The sequence below is a fragment of the Algoriphagus namhaensis genome (genome assembly GCF_042649705.1).
Classification (GTDB): Bacteria; Bacteroidota; Bacteroidia; order Cytophagales; family Cyclobacteriaceae; genus Algoriphagus; species Algoriphagus namhaensis.
The window spans coordinates 1,431,242-1,454,895 of the sequence record NZ_JBHRZS010000007.1 but is presented as its reverse complement, the minus strand read 5'-3'; the positions used below and the strand labels follow the sequence as shown (position 1 = coordinate 1,454,895).

The following is a 23,654-nucleotide window of genomic DNA, read 5'->3' as shown; positions in this document are numbered from 1 at the left end:
ATCATCTGGGGAAGTTTTTGGAGACAAAGCTTTCAGCATTGTTATAGCAAAAGTCTTCTACCAACTGTTCTACATCCTTTCGGCTTTTTAAATGACTTAGATGCTTAGCATTTTTGACCTTGCGTGCTTGCTCTATGGTGAAAATTAGATTCCCAGCGAAAAGTGGAAACTCAAGCACGGATGGATAGGGATTAGGTGGATCGATAAGTCCTTCGAAATCTGTTCCGATGGTAAGACAATTCCAAACATTCGCTTTCTCTTCATCGGTCAGATTTTTGTTAGCATAGGCTGACTTTGCGATAGCATCTATATTATCCCAAAGTAGTTCGATTCCATTTCTTTGATCAGTGTCGCTGGATTTTATTCCTAGGATCCTTTGATCGAAAGAAAGTCCAAAAAGCCCCTTGGTTTTGACGATTACTTCGATGTCTTCATCACAGAGATTGATATTCCATGAATTGAATTTTCCGCTCTTTTGCTTGGCTATAAAATCCTTCTGTTCCTTTTTGCTCAGTTTTTTTAAGTGGGATTCGTCTCCACAAAGCTCGCAGTAATCATCCCGTTCGCTATCCTGAAGAGCGATATGCTCATCAAGTGTTTTTCGTCCTGAATAGCCACAGTGTGATCCAATGACTGGAATAATGTCACCTTTTTCGAAGCATTTGAGGATGATCTCTTGATAGTAGTCTTTTCTAGATTGAGCACTCATATGCTTTACATCCAGAAGGATTCTATAGCCCAGGCCAGGATCTCTCTCCAAGCTTTCATTAAGACCCAAGAGCTCACGAGCGATTCGCATGCCTTCCTTTTTAAAACCCTTATTCCGATTTATTCGCTGGTCCAAAAGTAGCTTTCCCACATCTGGAATAGAGTGGGCGTGTCCACAAAGCTTATTGTCGAAATGGTGCGCAAATGTTACAAAAAACACGGTTACGGGCCATTTTTCTTTCACTTCCTTAATCCTATCAGAAATGCTGTCAATAGATGCACGATCGGTCCCGAATGCGTGAGCACCTTCTACGGTGATCACCATGGTAATTTCTTGATCGTCCCCGAGTGACTTTTGAAGCTCAGTTTTATTCTGTGGAATAAAATATTGCGCATCCTTAGCGTCATTTTCAAGGTGTGCGATCGCTCGCCTTTTTTTCTCTGATTCAAATACTCTTCTAAAAACGCCCGGAGTAAAAATCTCATTTTTTTTGATGCGGGTACCTGATTCTTGAGTCACAAAACGCATTTCTCTATTTAGAGAATCCCAATAATCGTAATTATCCGACTGAAAGTAATCTACGGCTTCATCAGGAATTCGCATGTATGCTGTTTGGATAAAATCTCGAAGTGGAAGCTTGTGTGTGGTAGCGAAACTGATCAAAAAACGATACCATTTGTCCTTACCGGGAGTCACTTTGAATCCACGAACAAATTGTCGTTCAAGAGGGTAGAGTGAATTGAACGTGAGTCGAACGTTGGCATTCCATGCTTTCACCAAATCGGCTTGGCTGTAGGAGGCACCCATTTTTCCTTTGAGATACCCTCGGCGATTTCCAGCTATTACAGTCCAAGGCGTAAAGCTATTCTTGCGTTGGAACCGCTTTGGGTTTTCTTGCATCCAAAAATGCGCGCGCATGTGATTGTGCGTGTGGAGATCTGAAAACTTCATAATCAAAAATTGAAAATTGATGAATTTCCACTTAGGACTGCTTTAATGTCTTCAATTACCGATTCTGAAGCAATAAAATAGCTATGATTGGTCACTTGGTTTGAAATGCCTTTAGCATCTGAGGTCTCTGTCACATCACATTCGTACACATCATCGGGCAGTCGATCTGTTTTTTTTGCGCCCCATCTTCCCAGTCGGTTGAAGGAATTTTTGGTCGTCTCTGATACTTCAAGGGCTAGATCTCGATTGTTAAAGTAAACATGCACACGTTGTCCCAAGTCGATTAGTTTGTATAAAGGCTTTGGTTCTTGCATAGCGTCATAATCTACATCCGGTGCAGCCAATATGATTTGCCCAAAAATATTGGTAATGGGGACTTCAATTGCCATAAGTGAGGAAATCATGCTTTGAAGCACTCTATTTCCCATGGAATGGCAGAGCAAATGAATATTTTGATCACAACCGGGCTTCTTTTCTGCTACGAATTTTTGCCTAAAAAACTCCCTCAAACTGCCCATGGATCGGGCAAGTGCAAAGCCTGATTGCTCAGCGTCATAAGCATCTGAGCGGTATTTGAGCATTTTCTTTTTGGCAGGCCAAGTGAAGAGAACAATTTTTTGAATGGGTGAATCATCTGGCTCCACGTACTTTTTATGGAGTTCACCCAGTGCAACCAATGCTGCTTCCAGATCATTTCTAAACCCGTGCACAAACACCAGAATGTCCTCCTTTTCCTTCGCTTTGACTCCACTTTTATAGAGTTCTTCAAAAATTTGTGTTGAGGGGAATACTTTTTTGTTCACCGCTTCTCCTTCGGCGTATTTTTCCAAGGTTTCTGTAGCCACATCAGGCAGGATATTTACTTTGAAGTCGCTGAGTTTTTTAATCTTTCTCGGGTCAAAACTGACCGTACCATACCGAAGATTGTGACGAGCTTCTTCGTCTCCATCTTTTCGCATGTATTCCTTGTCATTGACGGCAATGTAATTTCTGCTTTTACGAGAAGTCACCTCTCGATTGGTGATGATGTAGTGAGTTACCATGGCTTTTTTTGAGTTAAAAATATGGGGTCAAAAAGAGATTGAAATTCTATTAATACCGGCAAAAAAACCTCCGGCGACGTTTAATTTCTGAATTAATCCACTGACTAACAAATGATTCTGCTCTTATTTCAATAAGACCTAACGGGGAAGAATTTCCAATGCCTCTCTAATTTATCTGTGATTTTTTCAGAAATAAGATTTATGGATTTACGTGGTGGCTTCACTATTTTTTGCTTTTTTCACTTTCAGAAATTTGGCTTATGAAACTACACCGCTGCAGAAATTATCAAGAAATGAGTGCTCTCGCCGCTGAATTGATGATGAAGGAGGTTGAATTAAGGCCTGATTTACTTTTCTGTGCTGCCAGCGGTGGTTCGCCCACTGGGCTTTACCAGCATATGGTCGATCGATACAAAGAGTCTCCGCAAGTAATTGAAGAGATGCGAGTGATAAAGCTGGATGAGTGGGTGGGATTGCCAGAAGGCTCAAGGTTTACTTCTGAATACGATATCCAGCAAAAATTATTGAAGCCGATTCAACATCGCCCGGATCGCTATATTTCATTTGATGAGCTGACCTTGGCTCCCAAGGATGAGTGTGATCGGATTCAGGATGAATTAGAGAAGTCTGGGCCAATCGATGTTTGTATTCTAGGAATAGGCGTAAATGGACATTTGGCCTTAAATGAGCCTGGGGAGTTTTTACAAACCTATTGTCATGTTGCAGAACTGACAGAATCAACCTTGAGTCATGGGATGATTCAAGAGGTGGGAATTCCACTAAGTCATGGAATGACCTTGGGAATGGGAAATATCTTCGAATCGAAAAAAATCATCCTGCTGATCACTGGAAAAGGAAAAAAAGAGATTGTGGAGAAGTTTTTAACCCAGCAAGTCACCAATACTCTTCCAGCATCCCTACTTTGGCTGCATCCGAATGCCGAGGTTATTTTGGATAATGAAGTCCTAGGCGAGCTATAGAGGATGACCAGAGCAGGATTTTTAGCATATTTACGGCCTTAATATTCATTTTCAAACACCCCAAAAAACTTGAACCTAAAATGACCTGGCAATTAATCAAGGACGCAATCCAGGGTAAGGAACAAGATTTCACCCAACTTTCGCTTAAAACAGCTATTGTCGTATTGGCGATTCCGATGATCCTAGAGATGATGATGGAATCCCTCTTTGCGGTGGTAGATATATTTTTTGTAGCTAAGCTAGGGGAAAACGCTATCGCTACAGTTGGTTTGACGGAATCTGTGATTGTGTTAGTCTACGCGGTAGGATTTGGGATTTCAATGGCTGCGACGGCTTTGATATCTCGTCGATTTGGCGAAAAAAATTACAAGGATGCAGGTTCTGCCGCCTTTCAACTTTTAGTGGTCGGAGGAGTAATTTCCATCATTTTGGGAGTTTCAGGATGGGTATTTGCAGCAGATATCCTGAGTTTGATGGGAGCAGAGCAAGACGTGGTTGATTCAGGAGTGATGTATTCTAGGATCATTTTTGCTGGAAATACAGCCATCATGCTCCTTTTTCTCATCAATGGAGCTTTTAGAGGGGCAGGGCAAGCACATCATGCCATGCGGTCCCTTTGGATTGCAAACGGTCTGAATATTGTTTTGGACCCTTTGTTTATTTTTGGTCTGGGAAGTTTTGATGGCTTTGGTCTTGAAGGCGCAGCTATTGCCACGACCTTGGGGCGAGGAATCGGGGTTCTTTACCAATTATACCATCTTTTTAATGGGAAGCACAAGCTGAAAATCCTCAAGGAAAACCTTGTGATCAGCTGGGTAATTATCAAGAAAATAATGGATATCGCAGCAGGAGGGATGGGTCAGTTTCTTATCGATTCAGTTTCTTGGATCGCACTGACTCGAATGAATGCTGAGTTTGGATCTGCGTCCTTGGCGGGCTATACGATTGCTTTTAGGATTTTGATATTCACCATTTTACCGGCCTGGGGGTTATCTGGAGCTGCAGCTACTTTGGTTGGACAAAATCTCGGAGCGAAGCAGCCTAAAAGAGCTGAAGAAGCAGTTTGGTTGACTGTGCGATACGCCGTAATATTTATGGCTTCAGTAACTGGGATTTATTTGCTTTTTGCAGAACAGCTAGCTGGTTTCTTTACAGATATCCCTCAAGTTCAAGAGGTGGCCAAACAAGGACTTCAAGTGATCGTGTTGGGTTATGTCTTTTTTGCGGTGGGAATGGTGCTCACTCAGGCATTTAATGGTGCTGGAGATACCAAGACACCAGCTTGGATTAATATTGGGGTGCTTTGGTTTATTGAAATCCCGCTTGCCTATGCCTTGGCGTTTACTTTTGGAATGGGCCATTTGGGGATTTTTATTGCAATTTCCTTTTGCCATTCGTTTCATTCCTTGGTTTCTTATTACTTTTTCCGAAGGGGGAAATGGAAGCTCATGGAAGTATAGTTTGGGGCAGTCTTCTAGCCCTCTTTGGCTTTCATTTATTACCTTTAAGGCATGAATAATAACGATATCCTGCGAACCCTTCGGTACACATTTGACTTCAAGGATGCTGAGATGATTGAGATTTTCGGGCTTACTGAGCGAGAGGTTTCCCGAAGCGAAGTTTCCAACTGGCTCAAGCGGGATGATGATCCTGAGTTTGCAGCTTTTTTTGATAAGGATTTAGCAGGGTTTCTGAATGGATTGATTATTAAAAATCGAGGAAAAAAAGATGGGGAAATCCCAAAAACTGAAAAAAGCCTAAACAATAATCAGATTTTTAGAAAACTTCGAATCGCCCTTAATTACAAAGAGGATGATATTTTGGAGGTGCTTTCATCTGTTGGAATGCACATTAGCCCACATGAATTGAGTGCTTTTTTTCGCAACCCTAGCCAGAAGCAATTCCGAGTTTGTAAGGATCAAGTCTTGCGATACTTTTTGCGAGGCTTGCAAAAGAGATTTAGAAGGACGGATCAAATATAAACTGATTTGACCCGGCCTACTTCGCCAGTTTCAAGCATGACTTTAATACCGTGTGGATGTGATGGAGAGCTTGTGAGGATTCTTTTCACCGTGCCTTTTGTGAGTTCTCCAGAGCGCTGATGATGTTTTTGAACTACAGCTACTTCAGAACCAATTTGAATATTTGCTCGGATTGAGCCAGAGAGTGTTTGCTTTTCCATGATATGAAAGAAAAAAAGGTCTGATTTCTTCAAAAACAGACCTTTTTTAATTGGTTTTGAATCAATTTTGTATTTGAAGAGAAAGAAACAACTCGATCAATTCCTTTGGTGTTTTCGCACTGCAGATCTTTTCATCCTGAATAAATAACTGAAGCTGAAACTCCAGTTCGAAGATCAATCCATTAATAAAAACTGGATCCATATTCAGGTTTTGAATGAAATGATCATTCTTTCGTGGACCTGAAACAGAAATGCCATAAGAGTGAAAAACTTCCACGGCTTTTTTGAGGGTAGTAAATTGTTGATTCATAGTTATATTTTTGGTGGTAATAGCTTATACATTACCGGTGTCACAATTCTTGATAAAACGGTCGAACTAATCAATCCTCCAATCAGCACAATGGCCAGACAAGAAATCAAAGGGTTGGTAGAGATCGCTAAGGGAATCAACCCCCCTATGGCTGTGATTGTTGTGAGTACAATTGGTAAAAATCGTACTTCACCGGCTTCACGAATGGCTAATTCCAAATCTTTCCCTTCCAGGCGGAGTTGATTCGTAAAATCGACTAAAAGTATCGAGGTCTTTACCTCGATACCTGCTAGAGCGATAAGACCAATAATCGCAACAAAGGATAAAGAGTTCCCTGTGATCCAAAGTGCAACTAAAGCTCCCACCATTCCGAGCGGAATAACCGATAATACGATGATTGTGCTCTTAAAGGTTTTGAAAAGCAAAATTAATACAGCAATGATGGAGAATACTGTGACGATTATCACGGTATTGAATCCTGCAAATGATTCCTGCCTAGTCTCCTAGGGGTATTCGAGAATCTGTCAATTTTCTGTTCTGTAATTTCTGGAAACAACCCTCTGATAAATCTGAGAACTTGTTATTCTGACAATCGGAAAAATAAATGTCTCAGGATTCTTTGACCGTTTTTTTCATGGAGTCACTGTCCCAAGCATGATCATTGAGTGAAAATTTTCTTGACAATTCTCCTGAAAGTAGAGCTTCCTGCATTTCGATTTGCAATTTGACCTTTGAAATATATTCCTTTTCATCATTCTTATAGTTCACAAGGACCTTCATTGCTGACTCATCGTGTTCCTTGAAGCTTTGTGCCAATCGATGGACCGTGTGCGCCCGGAACCCAAGTTTTTTGAGCACGTCCTCACCCATTCGAATGGATGTGTCCAAGTGTTCTCTGTAGATATTATCCACACCCATTTCCATTAGCTCGTATGCATCCACCCGGTTTTTGGCTCTGATCATAACTTTGATTTTGGGAAAATGCTTTTTGCAAAGCTCTACAAGCTTAATATTGGTTTCCGCATCTTTAATTGCGGAGATAATAATATCAGCTTCTTCAGCACCGGCCGCCTGAAGCAAATCAAGTCTTGTGGCATCACCAAAATATACTTTGAATCCCATTTTCCGAAGGAAATCCACCCGATCTGGATTGTAATCCAAAACCGTAGCTTCAATCCCATTGGCACGGAGGAATCGTCCCAAAGTGGATCCAAAATGTGCAAAGCCAAGCAGGATCACATTTCTCTTCATTTCGATGTCATCCATTTCTTTTTCTTCCTCCTTCACCCGATCCATTTGTGGTAATACCACCTTGTCTAGAAGCACGGAGATCAAAGGCGTGATTGTCATGCTTAAAGCCGTAATGGCCATCAAAAAATCTGAAATTTCACTATCGAAAATCCCCAATTGGGAAGCAAATGCGTAGGTAACAAATGAGAATTCACCAACCTGAGCCAGTCCAATGGCAAAGGATAAATTTTGAGAAGCAGGCAATTTTTTCTTCCATCCTATGGCCAAAAGCACAATTGACTTAAGGATTATTACTCCCAAAGTGGCGGATAAAATCGCGGTTGCATTAGAAAAAATAAGATTGAAATTAATCGTGGCACCCACAGCCATAAAAAACAATCCTAATAGAAGACCTTTAAAAGGATCTAGATCGGATTCAAGCGCATGTTTATAGGGGCTATTGGCCAAAATTACTCCTGCAAGGAAGGTTCCTAAGGCAGGGCTCAACCCTACAAATTCCATCAAGAGAGCAATTCCTACCACGATGAGTAGCGCAGAAGCTGTGAATAATTCTCTGAGTCGCGTTTTGGAAACCAAATTCAGCAATGGACCAAATGCATATCTGCCGAGAAGGATGACCAATCCAATGGCACCGAAAATAAATAGAGTTTGTGCCCAGGCCGGAAAATTATCGATTAAGCCGTGGGATTCTGCTCCTTGGCCAAGCCCTTCATTTGCCACTACTAGGAGTGGTAAAACCGCCAAAATAGGAATGACTGCAATATCCTGCATGAGTAACACCCCAAATGAAAGCTTCCCCACGGGGCTATCCATTTGATTTTTTTCTTTCAAGGACTGCAAAACGATTGCTGTAGAAGAGAGAGCCATTGATAAACCAATGGTCAACGAGACCTGCCAAGAAAAGCCAAGTGCTATGACGATGAGAAAAAGTAGGACCGAACTGATCAAAACTTGCGAGAGCCCAACGCGCAAAATCAGTTCTCGCATTTTCCAAAGATTCTTAGGTTCTAGCTCCAGACCGATTAGAAATAGCATCATTACCACCCCAAATTCGGCCTTGTGCATGATGTCTTCTCCTTCGGAGAGAAAGCCTAAGAGATAAGGTCCAATCACAATTCCGGCAATCAAATAGCCCAAAACTGAACCCATTCCCAGTTTTTTAGCAATAGGAACACAAATGATTGCCGCTAAAATATAGACTACAGCTTGGGGTAAAAATCCTTCCATGGTCGCTTCAGGATTGAGGGTTAGTTATTTCAATTTCTTCAGAATCTCTAAGATGAACCAACAACTTACGGTAGTCTTCAGCTTTGGCTCGAAGCTCTTCCGGATCAATTCTATGTGTACCGTGAACCTGAAAATAGGGGAGATAGTGCATTCCGCAGAGACGAGCGGTCTGTTCAAAGGGTCTTAAAAATTCATCAATGGTGTAATTATTTTTCCCTTCTGGGCCATAAGCTTCCTTGGACCCGCCAGATGTGATGGCGTTCAGGACATATTTGTTCTTTAAATAAATGCCACCGGGACCATATGCCCATCCAAATTCCAAAACCAAATCAATCCACTGCTTCAACAATGGCGGGCAAGAATACCAGTAAAATGGATGATGCCAAATCACAACTTCATGTTCAAAAAGGATCTCTTGTTCTTTTTGAATAGAAATATTGAATTCTGGATAGAGTTCGTACAGATCTCTTACCGTCACATTTTCCAAATCGGAAATAGCCCTGAGTAAGGCTTTATTGGCATCCGAATGCTCAAACTTTGGATGTGCAAAAAGCACCAATACTTTCCGCATGGCTATCCTTGAAAATCAATTTTTTTATGTGATCCGTCGCAAAAGGGCTTGTTTTGACTAGCACCACATCTACAAAAAGCCGAGACTTTGGACTTGGTAAGTGTATTTCCATCGGGCATTTTGACTTTGATATTGCCATAGACCATGAGTGGGCCATTTTTGGCGACTTCTACAATTTGCTCTTCGCTTATTGGGTCTTCCTCCTCTTTTTTGTCCAAATAGTAGCCTAAAGCACCACTGGGACAAGCTTTCACCTGATTGATGATTTGATCCGTAGAAGCTCCCTGAGCATTGATCCATGGTTTTTTGTTCGCATCAAAGACGCCTGGCAAACCTTTGACACAGTTTGCTGCATGGATGCACTTCTTAGGTTCCCATGTGATGGTGACTTCACCATTGGAGTATTCCTTTTTGATTTCTTGTGTAGACATAAATAGGTTTGGTTTGGAGTGTTGAGGCAGAAACAAGGTCGTCCAGTCGATTCAATTTCTAGGCTGCTTTCGATGTTCGGACTCAGTTCATAACTTTCTTTAATTTAAAAATCTTTTCGTCATTCAAGCCAGAAGTGCTTTCTATTTTAGTGAAAGGATTTTCTGGAAATACAGTAGAGGTCATTACGATTTCACCCTCATTGATGAAAAGCTCCACAGAATGAGCATCAACGAATAATCTTACTTTTTCGGCCTTCCAACTCATCGGCGCGGCATGGGCTGCTGCAAAATCAGGATGAAAATCATTCGGACCTGCATTGCGTCGATCTATGGTGATCAAACCATTTTCCTTGGAAAAAAGAATTTCTTCGCCAGACTCATTCAGGATTTTGAATGCAAAATTATCCGAATCAATGTCTGCACTAAACTCAAATGCATGACCTGGAAGTGATGAATTTTTACCGATTTCGAAGGTCTCTATGCGCAGACTTTCCATCTCTTTTACTGGTCCGGATTTGAGTAGAAGGGTGCCATTTACATCAAACAAACTCAAGTCTCTAGGAATGGTCATGGCGGATCGCCAACTCTCGGTAGGAACCACCTGACTGTAAAGCCAATTGCTCATCCATCCTATAAAAAGGGTACGACCATCCGCATCGGGAATATTACTCCAAGTGACTCCGGCATAATTATCCGGCCCATAATCCAGCCAGCGAATCATTTCATCATCAGGAGTGAAAACTCCATTTTCAAAGTTTCCAATGAAATATTGAGTAGCTGAGCCTTGTTGTGGTCCCCCAGGATTGATACTGACCAAAAGCACCCATTTTTGCTGACCATCGGGTGCGGTGAATGGCAATAAGTCTGGACATTCCCACACTCCACCATGAGCTCCAAGTGTTTTCCCAAAAGTGCTAAGTAAAGTCCAATTGATCAGATCTGGAGAACTATAGAAATGAATTTCATCCTTTACGGCTAGGGTCATCACCCAGCTAGCCATCCCATCAGAGTTTTGAATTTTAGCTACTTTGGGATCTCTAAAGTCCCGAATACCTGGATTTGGTAATACAGGGTTACCAGAATATTTTTCCCAGCTTTTTCCTTTATCCAAGGAATAGGCAATGCCTTGTGTTTGAAAGGTAGTGGACGTGGTTTTTTCTCCCACAGGGTCATGATAGGTGAAAATGGCAACCAAAGGCGGATTTTCGATCGTACCAAGCTCCGAACTGTTTTCAATATCCAAAACAGCCGAACCTGAGAAAATATATCCCAAACTATCTGGATATATAGCGATGGGCTGATGCTCCCAAGTGAGCATATCCGTACTTGTGGCATGCCCCCAATGCATTGGCCCCCAAACCGTGGAATCGGGATAGTGTTGGTAAAATAGATGATAGGTGCCATCCAGAAAAAACATCCCGTTGGGGTCATTCATCCAGCCGGTAGGAGGGGTGAAGTGGTATTCTGGTCTGTATTTCTCTCCAGTGGGGTTTTCGAAGGTAATATTCTCACCCTTTTGGCAGGACAAAAGGACCACCGAAAGAATGAGGACTACGATTTGGGAAAATTTGAAGTTCATTTGATCAATTTAAAATATAAGATTTGAGGGTTTCTTTATCCAATTCAGTATTCATTTGGTTCGATACTATTTTTCCGTTTTCGGGATAGATTGAATTGGTCCAAAAATCATCTAAAATTGAGGATAAATTTGATTTGTCTAGGCTCTTTACAGGAATCCCTTTCGGACCAAGATTCTTTTCTGCAACCAAATTATTCCAAAAAAACTGATCGATGATATGCGGAATAATTAATTGTACGCATCCGAATAAGCTGGTAAGATGAGTGGTGCCCGAGCCTCCATGATGGATCACCCCATAAAGCTTTGGCATGATGTAATCGTAGGGGATATGATTGGTGTAGAAAATCGATTCTGGACTTCCGTCTATTTTCTCCAATCCTCCCCAAGAGGTATTGACGATGGCGGGAATGCCTTTTTCCACCAAGAGATCAATTAAAATCCTTGAAATCTCCTGGGGTCTGGGATTGCTCATGGATCCAAAGGTGAGCAATATGGCTTTTGGATGGTTTTTAAGCCAGTCTTGCAGTGCTGTTTCAGGTTGGTATGTCCTCGCTTGGTCTCTATGCAGATAGCCAGAAATCACCGCTGTCTCGGGCCAGTCTTTTGGTTTAGGAAAAAGGTGTACAGAGATTTGATAGATGGTTTTTAGCTCTAGCTCTTCAAATTTTCCAAGAGCTGATGGAGTAAATTTCTTTGAAGGAAAATCTGAATAATAGGTACCCAAAAACTTTTTGAACATGATCCGTCTGGCCCCATTGATTAGAGAGTAGCTTCGCAGATTCCATTTCGGACTGAATTCCCCCCACTTTCCAAAACCGATATGTGGGTAGTCTTCGGTAGGATGGTTCATGCAAGGGATTGCATTGAGAAGAATGTATTTTGCTGGGTTTGAGAAAGCCCCAATAAAACCATACAGGCATTTCGCGTGAAAAATCACTCGATCTGGCTGGAAGCTTCTAATACTATTTCGCTGTACATCAATGATAGACTGTTGAAGTTTCATGGATGACTTCATCAATTTCAGATATCCATTGATTTTGGTGAAAAAAACTCCACTTCCTCCCATGACTTGCTTGCCAGTGGCTGAGCCTAGAAGCTCCAAAAATGCGGGATCAAATCCTTCAAATTGATAGCCTAATTTTTCTACTTCCTCACGAAATTGCTCAGGGAAAACACACATAATCTCGTGTTCAGCCCTGAAAAGCTCTGCCTGCGCAAGAAAGGGTTCGATATCACCTCGTGATCCAAGGGCGGTAAAGAGCAATTTCATTTTCTTTGGAATGGAAATAATTGATAGTTTTGATCTTCGATCTAGATATTGTTTCTAATATAAGCTTATGAAAGGAATTATTTTGGCCGGGGGATCCGGCACCAGACTTTACCCGCTGACTATCGCCGTGTCAAAACAGCTGATGCCTGTTTACGATAAGCCGATGATCTACTATCCGCTATCGGTTTTGATGATGGCTGGGATCCGTGAGATTTTGATTATCACCACTCCGGATGATTCGGAGGCATTTCAAAAGCTCTTGGGGGATGGTTCGCAAGTGGGCTGTACCTTCGAATATGCCGTACAACCAAGTCCAGATGGATTAGCTCAGGCTTTTATTATTGGAGAGAAATTCATTGGTAATGACAAAGTTGCCTTGATTTTAGGGGATAATATTTTTTATGGCTCGGGCCTTCATAAAACCTTGCAAGAGAATACCGATCCTCAAGGAGGGGTGGTTTTTGCCTATCATGTCAATGATCCAGAGCGCTATGGAGTGGTGGAGTTTGATGATAACCAGATGGCAGTAAGTATCGAGGAAAAGCCAACAAACCCGAAATCTAATTTTGCGGTACCTGGCTTATATTTTTATGACAATGAAGTAGTAGAGATCGCCAAAAACATCAAGCCTAGCCCTAGGGGCGAACTCGAAATTACCGATATCAATAATGTGTATTTGAAAAAAAAGGCACTTCAAGTGGCCATTTTGAATCGCGGTACGGCTTGGCTGGATACTGGGACGCACCAATCTTTGCTTCAGGCGGCTACTTTCGTAGAAGTGATCGAAGAGCGTCAAGGGCTTAAAATCGGATGCATCGAAGAGATTGCATATCGCAACGGCTTTATCGGAAAAGAACAGCTCTTGAAAGCTGCCGACAAACTCGGAAAAAGCGGCTACGGGGGGTATTTAAGACGATTGGTTTAGAGCTTAGAGAAATCCTAATTGGTTCTTTCACGATTTTAATGAAAAGCCCTAAACGAATGCTAGATTAAAATCGGCAACAAATCGTTCTACCAGCAATAGTTTGAAATGCACTGTGATCTTTCGGTTACAGGGCCCTGCGGGATTTTCGGTTTTGGACTGTTTTGTAAACCCGTATAGAAAATGACTTGGCTCCCGAGGGATCGAGGGAGACCCAGTCATTTTTAGGGTGGCAAACCAGGACAAAATTCCGCTTTTTACAAGATTTTACTTTGCAGGAAACGCTACCAGCGGAAAGAAAAGAACGGTGCCAAGACTTTTGGATACTTTTGGTCTTCAAAAGTATCGACGAAAAAATGATTTGAGACCCTCACAGACGAGTTGTCCCTACAATTGATTTAGGCTGATTCTTAGGAGTTGCCCCATGTTTTTGGCACCCAAAAAATCCTGTGTTTTATAATGCTTGGCCAGATCCTTCTTTAGGCTTTCTATATTCTCTGGAATGGAAAGTACATCTCCTTCCATGGCATTGAGAATGTTTTTGATCGTGACTTTGGCTGATTTCACGCGATTGGAGATCAAGGTTCGCTCTTCCTTCTGATACTGGCGCATGGACTCTGGAGTGATGTATTTCATGCCCAAGTCGATGAGCGCATTATTTTCCTTAAAATATTGAGGGAGATAAATGGACTTTTTACCCTCATAGGACTGCTGGTCAAAATCAATAGCGCGGATACGGTAATGCGTTTCTTCAAAATCCGGAGTCACATCAATCACAAAATTAGAGGAGTGCATGTCGCCTAAAAGTCGCACAAAACAGCGCTCATTGAATTTCACAAACTCCTTGGCAAGGCGAATCGCATTCGTATGATGCAGATCCATATGTTCCTTCATAAACTTATCCCCAGGAATCCCAGCGATATGTTCCTCGATCAGGGTGTTTTGGTGTACGAGATAGCTGATTCGATTAGGGGAAAGCAAATGCTCCAATTCTAATCCATAGACCCGCGACGCATCCGCATTTTTGATGTAGAAATAGTCGAAGTTATCGTTGATTCGATTTACTATCCGAACCCGAAAGGGCTGCGTATTTCCATATACGCAAAGGTCAATCCGGTCCACATACAGGTGCTGCATCACGCTCATATCACCTCCGGCCTTGAGCAAAGCGTAGATTTTCTTGACGTTTAAGTGAATTTCTTCGCGATCGGATTGATCATAAAAGACCGTTTCCCAAAGGGTATCCTGATCCTTGGAGTCGTACAGTGAAATGGAGCTGGTATAGCGCAAAAGCTCATGATAGTGAATGGGAATATCCACCTCCCGCGAGTATCCCACCAGATATTCTCTCAGGCCGGGACTAATCGAGAAAATCTTTTTCTTTTTGCTAATCAGCGCCATGGCTAAAACTCTACATGTTGACTCTTTTTGAGATTTCGGTCAAAAATAAATGGACCAAAGGGTAGGATGGAAGCCAAAAGGGCGAAAAAGGTTCGGCTAAAATTCCACTTGAGCTTGCTCGCCGTTGGAAATACCATGTAAATGTAAATGATGAATAAAAGGCCATGAGCCCAGCCCACATAGGTCACTGCAAGTGGCTGATCAAAAACGTATTTCAAAGGCATCGCTATAAAAAGCAAAACCAAAAAAGAGATGCCCTCGATCAGGCTAATCCATTTAAATCGCTTAGCCCAAGTGGCTTGTTCAGTGGTCAAATTCATGATTATTTAGTGATGTTAAAAAGACTTTGAAGGGCTTTCCAAAGCTTTCCTTTTAAGGCTTTATCTTCTTGAATACTCGTCAGCGCATCTGCAAACAAGAATTCTGTTTCATTTTCTGTATAGACCTGATAGTCAGGAGCAGGGAGCGCATCGATTCCATGTCGGATCCGTCCAAACTTGACGATTTTATGCGCTCCAAGATCGTACAATTCCTCTAGTGAGCGTCCTGCTAATTGGGAGGAGGCGACCAGTCCCACATCATTCATGGAGTGATTTACGGCATTGATGATATTGGAAAGTAGTGTCATGATTTCCCCGCTCAATTCTTCCTCCTCATGCAAAATCAAAATCCCTTGATTGAAGCTTCCGGAAATCTTAATCGGTTCTAGTTTGGGCTCCATCACTACAGAAACTTGCTCGGCTTCCTCATTTTCTACTGGCTGTTGAGGTGCAGGTTCTTGCTTGGGACTCTTATCTTCCAAAGCCTCTTGATGAGTAGCCTCATTCGAATCCATGGCTCTATCCTCAGGTAATAAATAAATCTCCTCGGTGATGATATTTGCTAGTTCGGACAGGGTGATTTTTTCCATGTTTGAAGTTGCTCAAAAAACTCCTCAACACAAAAAAAGAGGCCAATTTTAGAAGGCCTCTTTGGGATTATTTAGGACATATTGAAAATGGACTTCAGCTCCACCGCATCCTCAGGTTTCATGCGCTTGCCCAGCACTAAGCGAAGTTGCCTTCTTCGTAAGGCCCCATCATAGAGTTCTTTTTCTTCTTCTGTTTCGGGAATTACCTCAGGAACTTCGATAGGTTTGCCGTTTTGATCCACTGCGACAAAAGTAAAAAAGGCCCGATGCGTCATCACCTTTTTATTCGCTGGAATATCCTCAGCACTTACTTCGATAAATACCTCCATGGAGGAAGTAAAAGAACGGGTTACTTGAGCTTTCAAAGTGACCACATTACCAAGAGCAATGGGTTGCTTAAAGGAAATATTATCCGCCGAAGCAGTCACCACGATGCGATTGGAATGCTTTTGAGCCGCGATGGCAGCCACCACATCCAGCCAATGCATCAGCTTTCCTCCCATAAGATTATTTAAGGTATTGGTGTCGTTAGGCAATACCATTTCCGTCATAATGGTAGAGGACTCCCGCGCGTATTTAGACTTAGCCATATCGTTAATATTTATTCAAAATTACAAATAAAATTTCGAGAGAGAAGAAAAAATGGGTTGATTCGGAATTTTGTTTTGGGGTTGCTGATTTTGGAAGTGTGATGTAGGATAACTAAGTGAGAAGAGAAAGGAGAATAGAGAATAGGGATTGGGGAGGACAGAGCGTGAAGAATTTGTCCAGTGGACAAATTTAGCGAGGGGCCAAGATGGAGGGAGGGTGAGAGAATAGGGAATGGGGCTAGAACCGACAACAGTATTCAGTGGCAGTCGCAGTGTATCAACCGACAACAGCGAAGCGGACAACTGACAACAGTCGCAGTAAATTCTTCACATATAGGCTAATCGTAGTAATCTACTTCCACCCGTCTTTTCCCAACAGCGGTACAAAAGCGAAGGAATCGAATTCTTCTTTGATTACTTGTGTATTGGTTTTTTTGGTGAGCTTCAGCATCTTTTGGGTGCTTCGATCTCCCACGGGAATCACCAGAATCCCACCGGGTTTCAATTGCTTAATCAAGGCATTGGGTACCACAGGTGCACCGGCAGTGACGAGGATTTTGTCATAAGGGGCATACTCTTGAAGTCCTTGAGACCCATCTCCATAAAAGAGATTCATTTCTATTCCCAGTCTTTTCAAAAAGCGCTTGGTTCCTTCGTATAATTTCTTTTGGTACTCGATGGTGTAAACTTCAGCACCCAAAATATGCAGAATGGTTCCTTGATATCCTGAACCTGTACCGATTTCAAGCACTTTGTCACCCGGTTTGATCTCTAGGAGCTCAGTTTGAAAAGCGACCGTGTAGGGCTGTGAGATGGTTTGGCCTTCCCCAATCGGAAATGCCTTGTCTTCGTAAGCATGCGAAACCAGGGCCGAATCGAAGAAGAAATGTCTGGGAAGTTGGTAAATGGCATCCAGCACACGCTCACTTTGGATGCCTTTTTCCCTTAAAAGTCTGACCAAAGCTTTTCTTTTGCCTTTGTGCAGGTACGTATCTTCCAGTTTGAGCATTTACTATGACCTTATTTTGATCGAAGATAATCGATTATTTCGCTTATTTTGAAACTAGAATGAGCATTTTAAGCTTTACTTCTGAGACTCTGAAACTTAAAAAAAATGTTTACTGGAATTATTGAAGCCTTTGGCACATTAGAAAAAATCACCCGAGAGGGAAGTAATGTACATTTTGATCTACAGTCCTCCATTGGGAGTGAATTGAAAGTCGATCAATCCCTCGCACATGACGGCGTGTGTTTGACTGTGGTGGACGTCAACGGATCCCAGTACAGAGTCACGGCTATTGATGAGACCTTATCCAAAACCAATTTAGCCCACTGGGCTGTGGGTAAAAAAGTAAATCTAGAGCGATGCATGCCAGCCAATGGACGATTTGATGGACATATTGTACAGGGGCATGTCGATCAGGTGGGTGTAGTGAAATCGATCACAGATCAAGACGGAAGCTGGGTATTTGTGATTGCCTACTCTGATCATCAGGGTAATGTCACTGTGGAAAAAGGCTCGATTACCATCAATGGAACTAGCTTGACTTGCTTCAATTCCAAGCCCGGGGAATTTACCGTGGCGATCATCCCATATACGTATGAGCACACTAATTTTCACCAGTTGAAAGTCGGTGATTCAGTAAATTTGGAATTTGATATAGTAGGGAAATATATTCAGCGAATCACAAAGGGTTATTCTTCTTGATTAGTGATGGGGAATAGGGAATAGGGATTGGAGCTAGAACCGACAACAGCGAAGCAGACAACTCAGGATAGTGGCAGTCGCAGTTTCAGTCGCAGTGTGTGAACCGACAACTGACAACAGTATTCAGTAGAAGTCGCAGTTTTCAGTTCGCAGTGTGTCAACCGACAACCGACAACGGACAACCGACAACAGCGAAGCGGACAACGGGCAAGAGTATTTAGTGGCAGTTTTTTGTCAACAGTCCACAGACCACGGACGACCGCTATCAGTCGCAGTCTTCAGTCGCAGACAACTTGACAACAGGGAAGCGGACAACTGACAACCGACAACCGCTATATTTATTTCTCTTTTAAATACTGCCGTTCAAAAAGCTCATAATAAGGGATAAGCATGTGGTGTAAGAAAATCTGTTCAGGATCAGTGGGGTATTTTTCAAAGTAGCTTTCATCCGCTTGAAGGACGATCTGATTACCTGTTCGAACATAATGATTGCTAGGTGAAAAATCTGGGATGATGTGTCCTGGCAATTGCTTTTGTACCTGTTTTCCCACTTTGTCACCTAGATATTTTTCAAAGCGCTTTTGGGACTTTTGGGTAGGATTATCCAATTGATTGTAAACTTTTTTGAATACGATCCGCTGCATAAACTTTTGATCCTCCAAAAACCCTGAGATATCAGAAAAGGGATTTAGTTCGCTAAAATCATACGTATTTTGGATGGAAAAAGGAGATTGAGGAACCCAATCCTCCGAATTGACCACATTATAAGCCCATCCATTTGCCGTCATAGACTCGTATTCATAGGCAAAGAAAAGGTTGCCAGGTTTTGGGGCAGCACTGGCATAGGTTTTCAGTCGGAGTGGGGAGTCCCAGCGTCCCCCGTCCTTTAATTTTCTCAAATAGGCTGTGGCGAGATAAGCAATCGCACCACCTTGACTATGACCTGTGATGATAAAATCCTGATAGCCTTCTTTGACCAGTTGATCCATTTGCTCCAGGAGGCTAGGAGATAAGGCCCCCAAACTTAAGGTCCAACCTACATGCACGGTAGCTTTTGGATGTGCGGAGAAATTGTATTCAAAGTTTTGTGAATCAGATATCACAAGATTTCCCTTGGCGGGGATCATCCCCGAATAGAAGTTTGCAAGCCACGATACTGGATTTGGAACTGTTCCACGAAAATTGATGATGGCAAGCTTGGCGGTTCGATGTGTCCAGAGAAACCACTTATTTTCCAAGCCCACAACTTCGGACTCGTAGGCCAGCTTAAAATCAGTGGGGTAAGGGATGTCTCCTCGTACTTTTGGATCATGACTGTTCCCTGTGAAAATAGAAAGGACTTGCAAGTATTCTTCCGATTCAAAACCTGGTTTGAGTGGGGTTTGTCCATAGGCAGTTGCCTGTATAAGGATAAAAAAGAGAAGGAGGAATTTTTTCATATAGAAACAAAAAAAGACCTAATTCTACAATTAGGCCTAGTGCTAGATTAATTTATTTACTTCAGACTAAGCGTCTTGCTATCAGGGGATTTTACACATCTGAATCCAACATTTGACGTGCCGCTATCGAAAGCATGGCCTTGCCTTGCACTGGGTCGATAATTGATGCAATAATTGTCTGCACACAAGTACGATCCACCCTTGATTACTCGCTCTCGGGCATATGGGTTTCCGGGTACGTAACATGGATTCATACCCGCATCAAGCTTTGGGGCTTCACCTGCTAATCGAGCAAATTTCAATGCATCAAACCAATCATCGGTCAATTCCCAAACGTTTCCGATCATATCGTATAGTCCAAAAGTATTAGGGGCATAGGATTTCACTGGTGCTGTCCCCATATATCCATCCGCACCTGAATTAGCATGTGGAAAAGTTCCTGTGAAGGTATTGGCGAGATATTGGCCATTTGGTGTCAATTCATCACCCCATGCGAATCGCTTTCCATCAACTCCGCCTCGCGCGGCAAATTCCCATTCGATTTCAGTCGGCAGACGTTTGCCTGCCCAAGTGGCATAAGCCATGGCATCTTCATGGGCAATGTGCACCACTGGATGATTTTCTCGTCCTTCTAAATTACTGCCTGGACCTTCTGGATGTTGCCAATTCGCACCTTCCACCCAAGTCCACCAAAGTGAAATATCCTGCAAGGGAACAGCACTGGAAGGCGGTGTGAAAACCATCGAGCCGGGTACTAATACGGAGTCATCTGGTTTTGGGGTACCTGGAGGTAATTGTTGTTTAAGATCTTCCCAATCTGGTTTTTGCTCCGCAAGCGTGATATAACCAGTGGCCTCCACAAACTCTCGGTATTCCGCATTGGTAACTTCATGCGTATCCATCCAAAAGCCGTCTACGGTAAGGTCGACCGCTGGCTTTTCTACAGAATAAGCATCAGCCTCGTTTGTTCCCATGACAAATTCACCACCAGGAATCCATACCATGCCCTCTGGAGCATCCCCGGGTTTTGGAGTGCTGGAAATGGTCATTTTTTCTTCAGAGCTGCTTTCTTCAGTTTTGCTTTCGCAAGCTTCAATCAAGCCAAGTAATGCCACATAAAAAATGCCTCTTGTTAACTTATTCATAAATATCTCCATCGTATTTCGTCATGCTAAAAGTAAAAAGAATCGTAGATATTCGCAGGGTTTGAGTGGTATTATGGATGAAGTGAATGCTCACCTGAGCTTTTCGGCCCTTTTCCACATCACTATTTACCTTTGTTTTTAAACGAAAAAAGCGGCTTTAGCCGCTTTTAATTAGTTCAAATGGCAGCTTACTCAGCTGATGCAGTTCCGATGGATTGGCTATGCAATTTGCCAAGCTCTTGATCAATGGTCCAAAGGCCAACACCCTCTTCTCCAATAATGTCAAATAGTTCAAGAGCACGTCTAGACATTGTCTCTTCTTCTCTTTGCTCGGTCACAAACCACTGCATAAAACTGAAAGTCGCAAAATCCTTTTTGGTAAATGCGTGATCTACGATGGTATTGATCGACTTGGTCACCTTGATCTCATGCTCCAAAATCAATTCAAATACCTCTCTCAGAGAATTGAAATGATGTCTGATTCCTGTGATTTCTGGTTGGATTGCGTGACCGCCCGCTTCGTTTACATAATGAAAAATCTTCATCATGTGCATTCTCTCCTCGTCTGCGTGTGTGTATAGGTATTTGGCTGCATTCGCATAACCCATCATGTCACACCACGACGCCATAGAAAGGTAGTAAGCAGAGGACTTACCTTCCATTTCCACCTGCTTATTCAGCATTGCTTCAGTATCCTGAAGTAATGATCTCTGTAGGGTAACTATTTCTTTTTCTCTCATAATTTTCAATGTTTACACGAACATAACCAATCATGTATGGTGGTGGTTCTAATTCGGCTCAGAATTACTGAATTTAGAATTGATTTAATTAAAATCTAGTTCTTAAGCCTTTGCAAAAATCGAATAATCCTCTGCTGAAATATTTTTGCGCTAGCTTATCACATTTGAAATGAGGTAGGCCAAATTTATTTTATACTTGTGTTCTTCAAACCCCAATAGAAATATGAAAGTACCCAAATTTCCGAGTAAAGGTAATCACCCAGCTTACTTCGATACGTATTTGAAACTAGTCGAAAGCAAGGAGTTTCTTTCTTTGATGAATGAGCAAGTGAAGGAAATTGAGGCCCTTTTTGAGGGCAAGGGTGAAGGTTGGGCTGAAAAGGCCTATGCTCCAGGAAAATGGACACCAAAGCAAGTTCTCGGTCATATCTCCGATACGGAACGAGTTATGGCCTATCGTGCGTTGTGTATAGCTCGAGGCGACCAAAGCAAGCTTCCAGGTATGGATCAGGATTTGTATGTGGATCAAGGTGGCTTTAATCAATTATCTATCAAAGACTTGCTCAGTGATTTTAAGATTCATAGGATTGCTACTTTGTCTTTGATCCGATTGATTCCTGAAGCTTCTTTCGAATTTCAGGGAAATGCCAATGAAAGCGATATCAAAGTGAATTCACTTTTTTGGATCATTCCGGCGCACTTTGCTCATCATTTTATGATTTTGAAAGAACGATATTAAGATGAAAATCAATATTGCTACTGTAGATTCATTTACAAACAGAGCTTTTTCAGGAAATCCAGCCGCTGTGGTGCTTTTGGAAGAAAAACTGTCTGCTCTTCAAATGCAGCAGATCGCCTTGGAAATGAATCTTAGTGAAACTGCTTTTGTCGAGAAAACTGAAGTCCCAAGCAGGTTTAATCTGAGATGGTTTACGCCGACCTTGGAAATTGACCTTTGTGGCCATGCAACGCTAGCGAGTGCCTATTGGATGCTCAGAAAAGGATGGGCGAAAGAAGGTGAAGAAATGGTTTTTTCCACATTAAGTGGAGAACTTCGGGTGAAAAGTATGGGTAATAAATTGGAAATGAACTTTCCGCTTCTTCCCACAGTCCAAAAGACTCATTTTAAGTATTCAGATCATTTTATGAATAAAAAAGTGATCGCTTCTGCGGAATTGAAAAAGAATTGGATTCTTGAGCTCGAGAGTGCTGATGAAGTTGAGTCCTGCATTCCCGATTTTGCTGACATCGCTGCGAATAGTGAGGAAGGGATCATTATTACTGCAAGAGGCAAAAAAGGATTTGATATCTATTCGCGCTTTTTTGGTCCAAATGTGGGTGTTCCTGAGGATCCAGTCACTGGCTTTGCGCATTGCGCCCTCATGGATTATTGGCATCAAAAAACAGGTGAATCTATACTTCGTGCGTACCAGGCTAGTAAACGAGGTGGTGAAATGGAGATAGAAAAAAAAGGGGATCGGGTTTTAATTCGTGGTGAAGCTGTTGGGGTTATGGAAGGAATTTTAGAATTTTAGCTTATGCCCGAGATATCTAAAGCGATGCGCTATCGCAGACCCCACGTGAAGAAGGCTTTTCATAGATTCACAAACTATTGGTTGGCCGACACCAGTTTTGTGCTCTTATTTTTCATCTTGCTATTCTTGGTTTTTGTGATGCCAATTCTGATAGACTATGGATATGTGGGGAATATTTTTGTCAGTGCATCTTTTTTGTTTCTTTTTTTTACAGGGATTTGGTCTACCAGAGAAAGAGGGCTGGTGATCTTAACCACAACCCTTTTTCTTAGTCAATTGATTTTAAGAATTATCCGTTTCAGCGATTTAGAGGCTACCTTTTATGAGCTTGAGTTGTTCGTTGGGTTACTCAATATGATTGTTTTTATATTTCTGAATATCAGACTTTTATTTAGAGATAATGAAGTCAATCTGTATCGGGTTTTTGGAGCAGTCAATGTTTACCTTTTGGTTGCCGTTTTGGGAGCTTTTAGTCTGGATTTGATCCATATTTACACCGGATCATCCATTCAGGGTGCAGAAGGACTTACAGGGGCAGAATTAGATTTTGCCACATTTATTTACTTCAGTTTGGTTTCCTTGACCACGGTGGGATATGGGGATATTTACCCTGTGCAGATTATTGCAAAAATGCTTGCTGTTTTCCTGTCTACGATAGGAATACTCTACCCAGCGGTGGTGATTGCCAAGCTAGTTTCATCCAGTAAGTAAGAATCAAAGCTCCATTTGTGTAATTGTGCTATTTCATGTTTCGGATGTG

Annotated in this window: 25 protein-coding genes and 1 pseudogene; 8 read left to right on the top strand and 18 right to left on the bottom strand. The window is 42.1% G+C overall.

Features of this window, described 5'->3' with window-relative positions; genetic code table 11:
* Nucleotide 1: 1 nt before the first annotated feature.
* The gene (locus ACFOSV_RS14730) at nt 2-1,660 is read right to left on the bottom strand and encodes a hypothetical protein (RefSeq protein WP_377906791.1); all 1,659 of its coding nucleotides are present in this window, start codon (nt 1,658-1,660) and stop codon (nt 2-4) included.
* 2 nt (nt 1,661-1,662) lie between these two features.
* A complete protein-coding gene (locus ACFOSV_RS14725) occupies nt 1,663-2,703 on the bottom strand; it encodes an alpha/beta hydrolase (protein ID WP_377906790.1) in 1,041 nt (346 codons plus the stop codon).
* 293 nt (nt 2,704-2,996) lie between these two features.
* Here ACFOSV_RS14725 and ACFOSV_RS14720 point away from each other — a divergent pair, with 293 nt between their 5' ends.
* The 3 genes from ACFOSV_RS14720 (at nt 2,997) to ACFOSV_RS14710 (ending at nt 5,665) form a co-directional block, all read left to right on the top strand.
* Nucleotides 2,997-3,683 (top strand): 6-phosphogluconolactonase, encoded by a 687-nt coding sequence (locus tag ACFOSV_RS14720; protein ID WP_377906789.1) that lies wholly within the window; start codon nt 2,997-2,999, stop codon nt 3,681-3,683.
* 80 nt (nt 3,684-3,763) lie between these two features.
* Nucleotides 3,764-5,143: an MATE family efflux transporter gene (locus ACFOSV_RS14715; protein ID WP_377906788.1), complete on the top strand. Its 1,380-nt coding sequence runs from the start codon at nt 3,764-3,766 to the stop codon at nt 5,141-5,143.
* Between the two features lie 51 nt (nt 5,144-5,194).
* Complete coding sequence (locus tag ACFOSV_RS14710; protein ID WP_377906787.1) at nt 5,195-5,665, top strand: YehS family protein; 471 nt, start codon at nt 5,195-5,197, stop codon at nt 5,663-5,665.
* Here the strand turns inward: ACFOSV_RS14710 and ACFOSV_RS14705 are convergent.
* From ACFOSV_RS14705 to ACFOSV_RS14670, 8 genes and pseudogenes are all read right to left on the bottom strand, one after another.
* Nucleotides 5,656-5,865 (bottom strand): YwbE family protein, encoded by a 210-nt coding sequence (locus tag ACFOSV_RS14705; RefSeq protein ID WP_377906786.1) that lies wholly within the window; start codon nt 5,863-5,865, stop codon nt 5,656-5,658. The genes ACFOSV_RS14710 and ACFOSV_RS14705 overlap by 10 nt on opposite strands.
* Before the next feature lie 61 nt (nt 5,866-5,926).
* The gene (locus tag ACFOSV_RS14700; RefSeq protein ID WP_377906785.1) at nt 5,927-6,175 is read right to left on the bottom strand and encodes an acyl carrier protein; all 249 of its coding nucleotides are present in this window, start codon (nt 6,173-6,175) and stop codon (nt 5,927-5,929) included.
* Nucleotides 6,176-6,177: 2 nt separating this feature from the next.
* Nucleotides 6,178-6,678, bottom strand: a pseudogene (locus tag ACFOSV_RS14695) (efflux RND transporter permease subunit); the annotation flags it as partial.
* A 106-nt stretch (nt 6,679-6,784) separates the two neighbouring features.
* The gene (locus tag ACFOSV_RS14690) at nt 6,785-8,653 is read right to left on the bottom strand and encodes a monovalent cation:proton antiporter-2 (CPA2) family protein (protein ID WP_377906783.1); all 1,869 of its coding nucleotides are present in this window, start codon (nt 8,651-8,653) and stop codon (nt 6,785-6,787) included.
* Between the two features lie 7 nt (nt 8,654-8,660).
* Nucleotides 8,661-9,224 (bottom strand): glutathione-regulated potassium-efflux system oxidoreductase KefF, encoded by a 564-nt coding sequence (gene kefF, locus ACFOSV_RS14685; RefSeq protein WP_377906782.1) that lies wholly within the window; start codon nt 9,222-9,224, stop codon nt 8,661-8,663.
* Between the two features lie 2 nt (nt 9,225-9,226).
* The gene (locus tag ACFOSV_RS14680; protein WP_377906781.1) at nt 9,227-9,655 is read right to left on the bottom strand and encodes a (4Fe-4S)-binding protein; all 429 of its coding nucleotides are present in this window, start codon (nt 9,653-9,655) and stop codon (nt 9,227-9,229) included.
* A gap of 82 nt (nt 9,656-9,737) precedes the next feature.
* Nucleotides 9,738-11,234, bottom strand: coding sequence for a glycoside hydrolase family 32 protein (locus tag ACFOSV_RS14675; RefSeq protein WP_377906780.1), 1,497 nt, complete (start codon nt 11,232-11,234; stop codon nt 9,738-9,740).
* Between the two features lie 4 nt (nt 11,235-11,238).
* Nucleotides 11,239-12,504 (bottom strand): glycosyltransferase, encoded by a 1,266-nt coding sequence (locus ACFOSV_RS14670; protein WP_377906779.1) that lies wholly within the window; start codon nt 12,502-12,504, stop codon nt 11,239-11,241.
* Between the two features lie 67 nt (nt 12,505-12,571).
* Between ACFOSV_RS14670 and rfbA the strand changes: the two genes are divergently transcribed.
* The gene (rfbA, locus tag ACFOSV_RS14665) at nt 12,572-13,429 is read left to right on the top strand and encodes a glucose-1-phosphate thymidylyltransferase RfbA (RefSeq protein ID WP_377906778.1); all 858 of its coding nucleotides are present in this window, start codon (nt 12,572-12,574) and stop codon (nt 13,427-13,429) included.
* A gap of 384 nt (nt 13,430-13,813) precedes the next feature.
* On the opposite strand, the gene ACFOSV_RS14660 is transcribed toward rfbA, so the two are convergent.
* From ACFOSV_RS14660 to ACFOSV_RS14640, 5 genes are all read right to left on the bottom strand, one after another.
* The gene (locus ACFOSV_RS14660; RefSeq protein ID WP_377906777.1) at nt 13,814-14,827 is read right to left on the bottom strand and encodes a hypothetical protein; all 1,014 of its coding nucleotides are present in this window, start codon (nt 14,825-14,827) and stop codon (nt 13,814-13,816) included.
* Nucleotides 14,828-14,829: 2 nt separating this feature from the next.
* Nucleotides 14,830-15,147, bottom strand: coding sequence for a DUF3817 domain-containing protein (locus ACFOSV_RS14655; protein WP_377906776.1), 318 nt, complete (start codon nt 15,145-15,147; stop codon nt 14,830-14,832).
* 2 nt (nt 15,148-15,149) lie between these two features.
* Nucleotides 15,150-15,737: a hypothetical protein gene (locus ACFOSV_RS14650; RefSeq protein ID WP_377906775.1), complete on the bottom strand. Its 588-nt coding sequence runs from the start codon at nt 15,735-15,737 to the stop codon at nt 15,150-15,152.
* Nucleotides 15,738-15,808: 71 nt separating this feature from the next.
* Nucleotides 15,809-16,327 carry an acyl-CoA thioesterase gene (locus ACFOSV_RS14645; RefSeq protein ID WP_377906774.1) on the bottom strand — a complete coding sequence of 173 codons (519 nt, stop codon included), beginning with the start codon at nt 16,325-16,327 and terminating at the stop codon, nt 15,809-15,811.
* Between the two features lie 352 nt (nt 16,328-16,679).
* A complete protein-coding gene (locus tag ACFOSV_RS14640) occupies nt 16,680-17,336 on the bottom strand; it encodes a protein-L-isoaspartate(D-aspartate) O-methyltransferase (protein ID WP_377906773.1) in 657 nt (218 codons plus the stop codon).
* Between the two features lie 105 nt (nt 17,337-17,441).
* Between ACFOSV_RS14640 and ACFOSV_RS14635 the strand changes: the two genes are divergently transcribed.
* Entirely contained in the window at nt 17,442-18,035 is a 594-nt protein-coding gene (locus tag ACFOSV_RS14635) for a riboflavin synthase (protein ID WP_377906772.1), read from the top strand.
* A 338-nt stretch (nt 18,036-18,373) separates the two neighbouring features.
* Here the strand turns inward: ACFOSV_RS14635 and ACFOSV_RS14630 are convergent, their stop codons facing one another.
* The 3 genes from ACFOSV_RS14630 to ACFOSV_RS14620 all read right to left on the bottom strand — a co-directional run bounded on the left by ACFOSV_RS14630 (nt 18,374) and on the right by ACFOSV_RS14620 (nt 21,359).
* The gene (locus tag ACFOSV_RS14630) at nt 18,374-19,474 is read right to left on the bottom strand and encodes a lipase family protein (RefSeq protein ID WP_377906771.1); all 1,101 of its coding nucleotides are present in this window, start codon (nt 19,472-19,474) and stop codon (nt 18,374-18,376) included.
* Nucleotides 19,475-19,530: 56 nt separating this feature from the next.
* A complete protein-coding gene (locus ACFOSV_RS14625) occupies nt 19,531-20,619 on the bottom strand; it encodes a formylglycine-generating enzyme family protein (RefSeq protein ID WP_377906770.1) in 1,089 nt (362 codons plus the stop codon).
* A 188-nt stretch (nt 20,620-20,807) separates the two neighbouring features.
* Nucleotides 20,808-21,359 (bottom strand): ferritin, encoded by a 552-nt coding sequence (locus tag ACFOSV_RS14620; RefSeq protein WP_377906769.1) that lies wholly within the window; start codon nt 21,357-21,359, stop codon nt 20,808-20,810.
* Nucleotides 21,360-21,582: 223 nt separating this feature from the next.
* Here ACFOSV_RS14620 and ACFOSV_RS14615 point away from each other — a divergent pair, with 223 nt between their 5' ends.
* Genes ACFOSV_RS14615 through ACFOSV_RS14605 form a run of 3 tightly spaced genes read left to right on the top strand, consistent with a single transcriptional unit; the run spans nt 21,583 to nt 23,605 of the window.
* Entirely contained in the window at nt 21,583-22,098 is a 516-nt protein-coding gene (locus ACFOSV_RS14615) for a DinB family protein (RefSeq protein ID WP_377906768.1), read from the top strand.
* Nucleotide 22,099: 1 nt separating this feature from the next.
* Nucleotides 22,100-22,894: a PhzF family phenazine biosynthesis protein gene (locus ACFOSV_RS14610; protein WP_377906767.1), complete on the top strand. Its 795-nt coding sequence runs from the start codon at nt 22,100-22,102 to the stop codon at nt 22,892-22,894.
* Between the two features lie 3 nt (nt 22,895-22,897).
* Entirely contained in the window at nt 22,898-23,605 is a 708-nt protein-coding gene (locus ACFOSV_RS14605; RefSeq protein ID WP_377906766.1) for a potassium channel family protein, read from the top strand.
* The last annotated feature ends 49 nt before the right edge of the window (nt 23,606-23,654 follow it).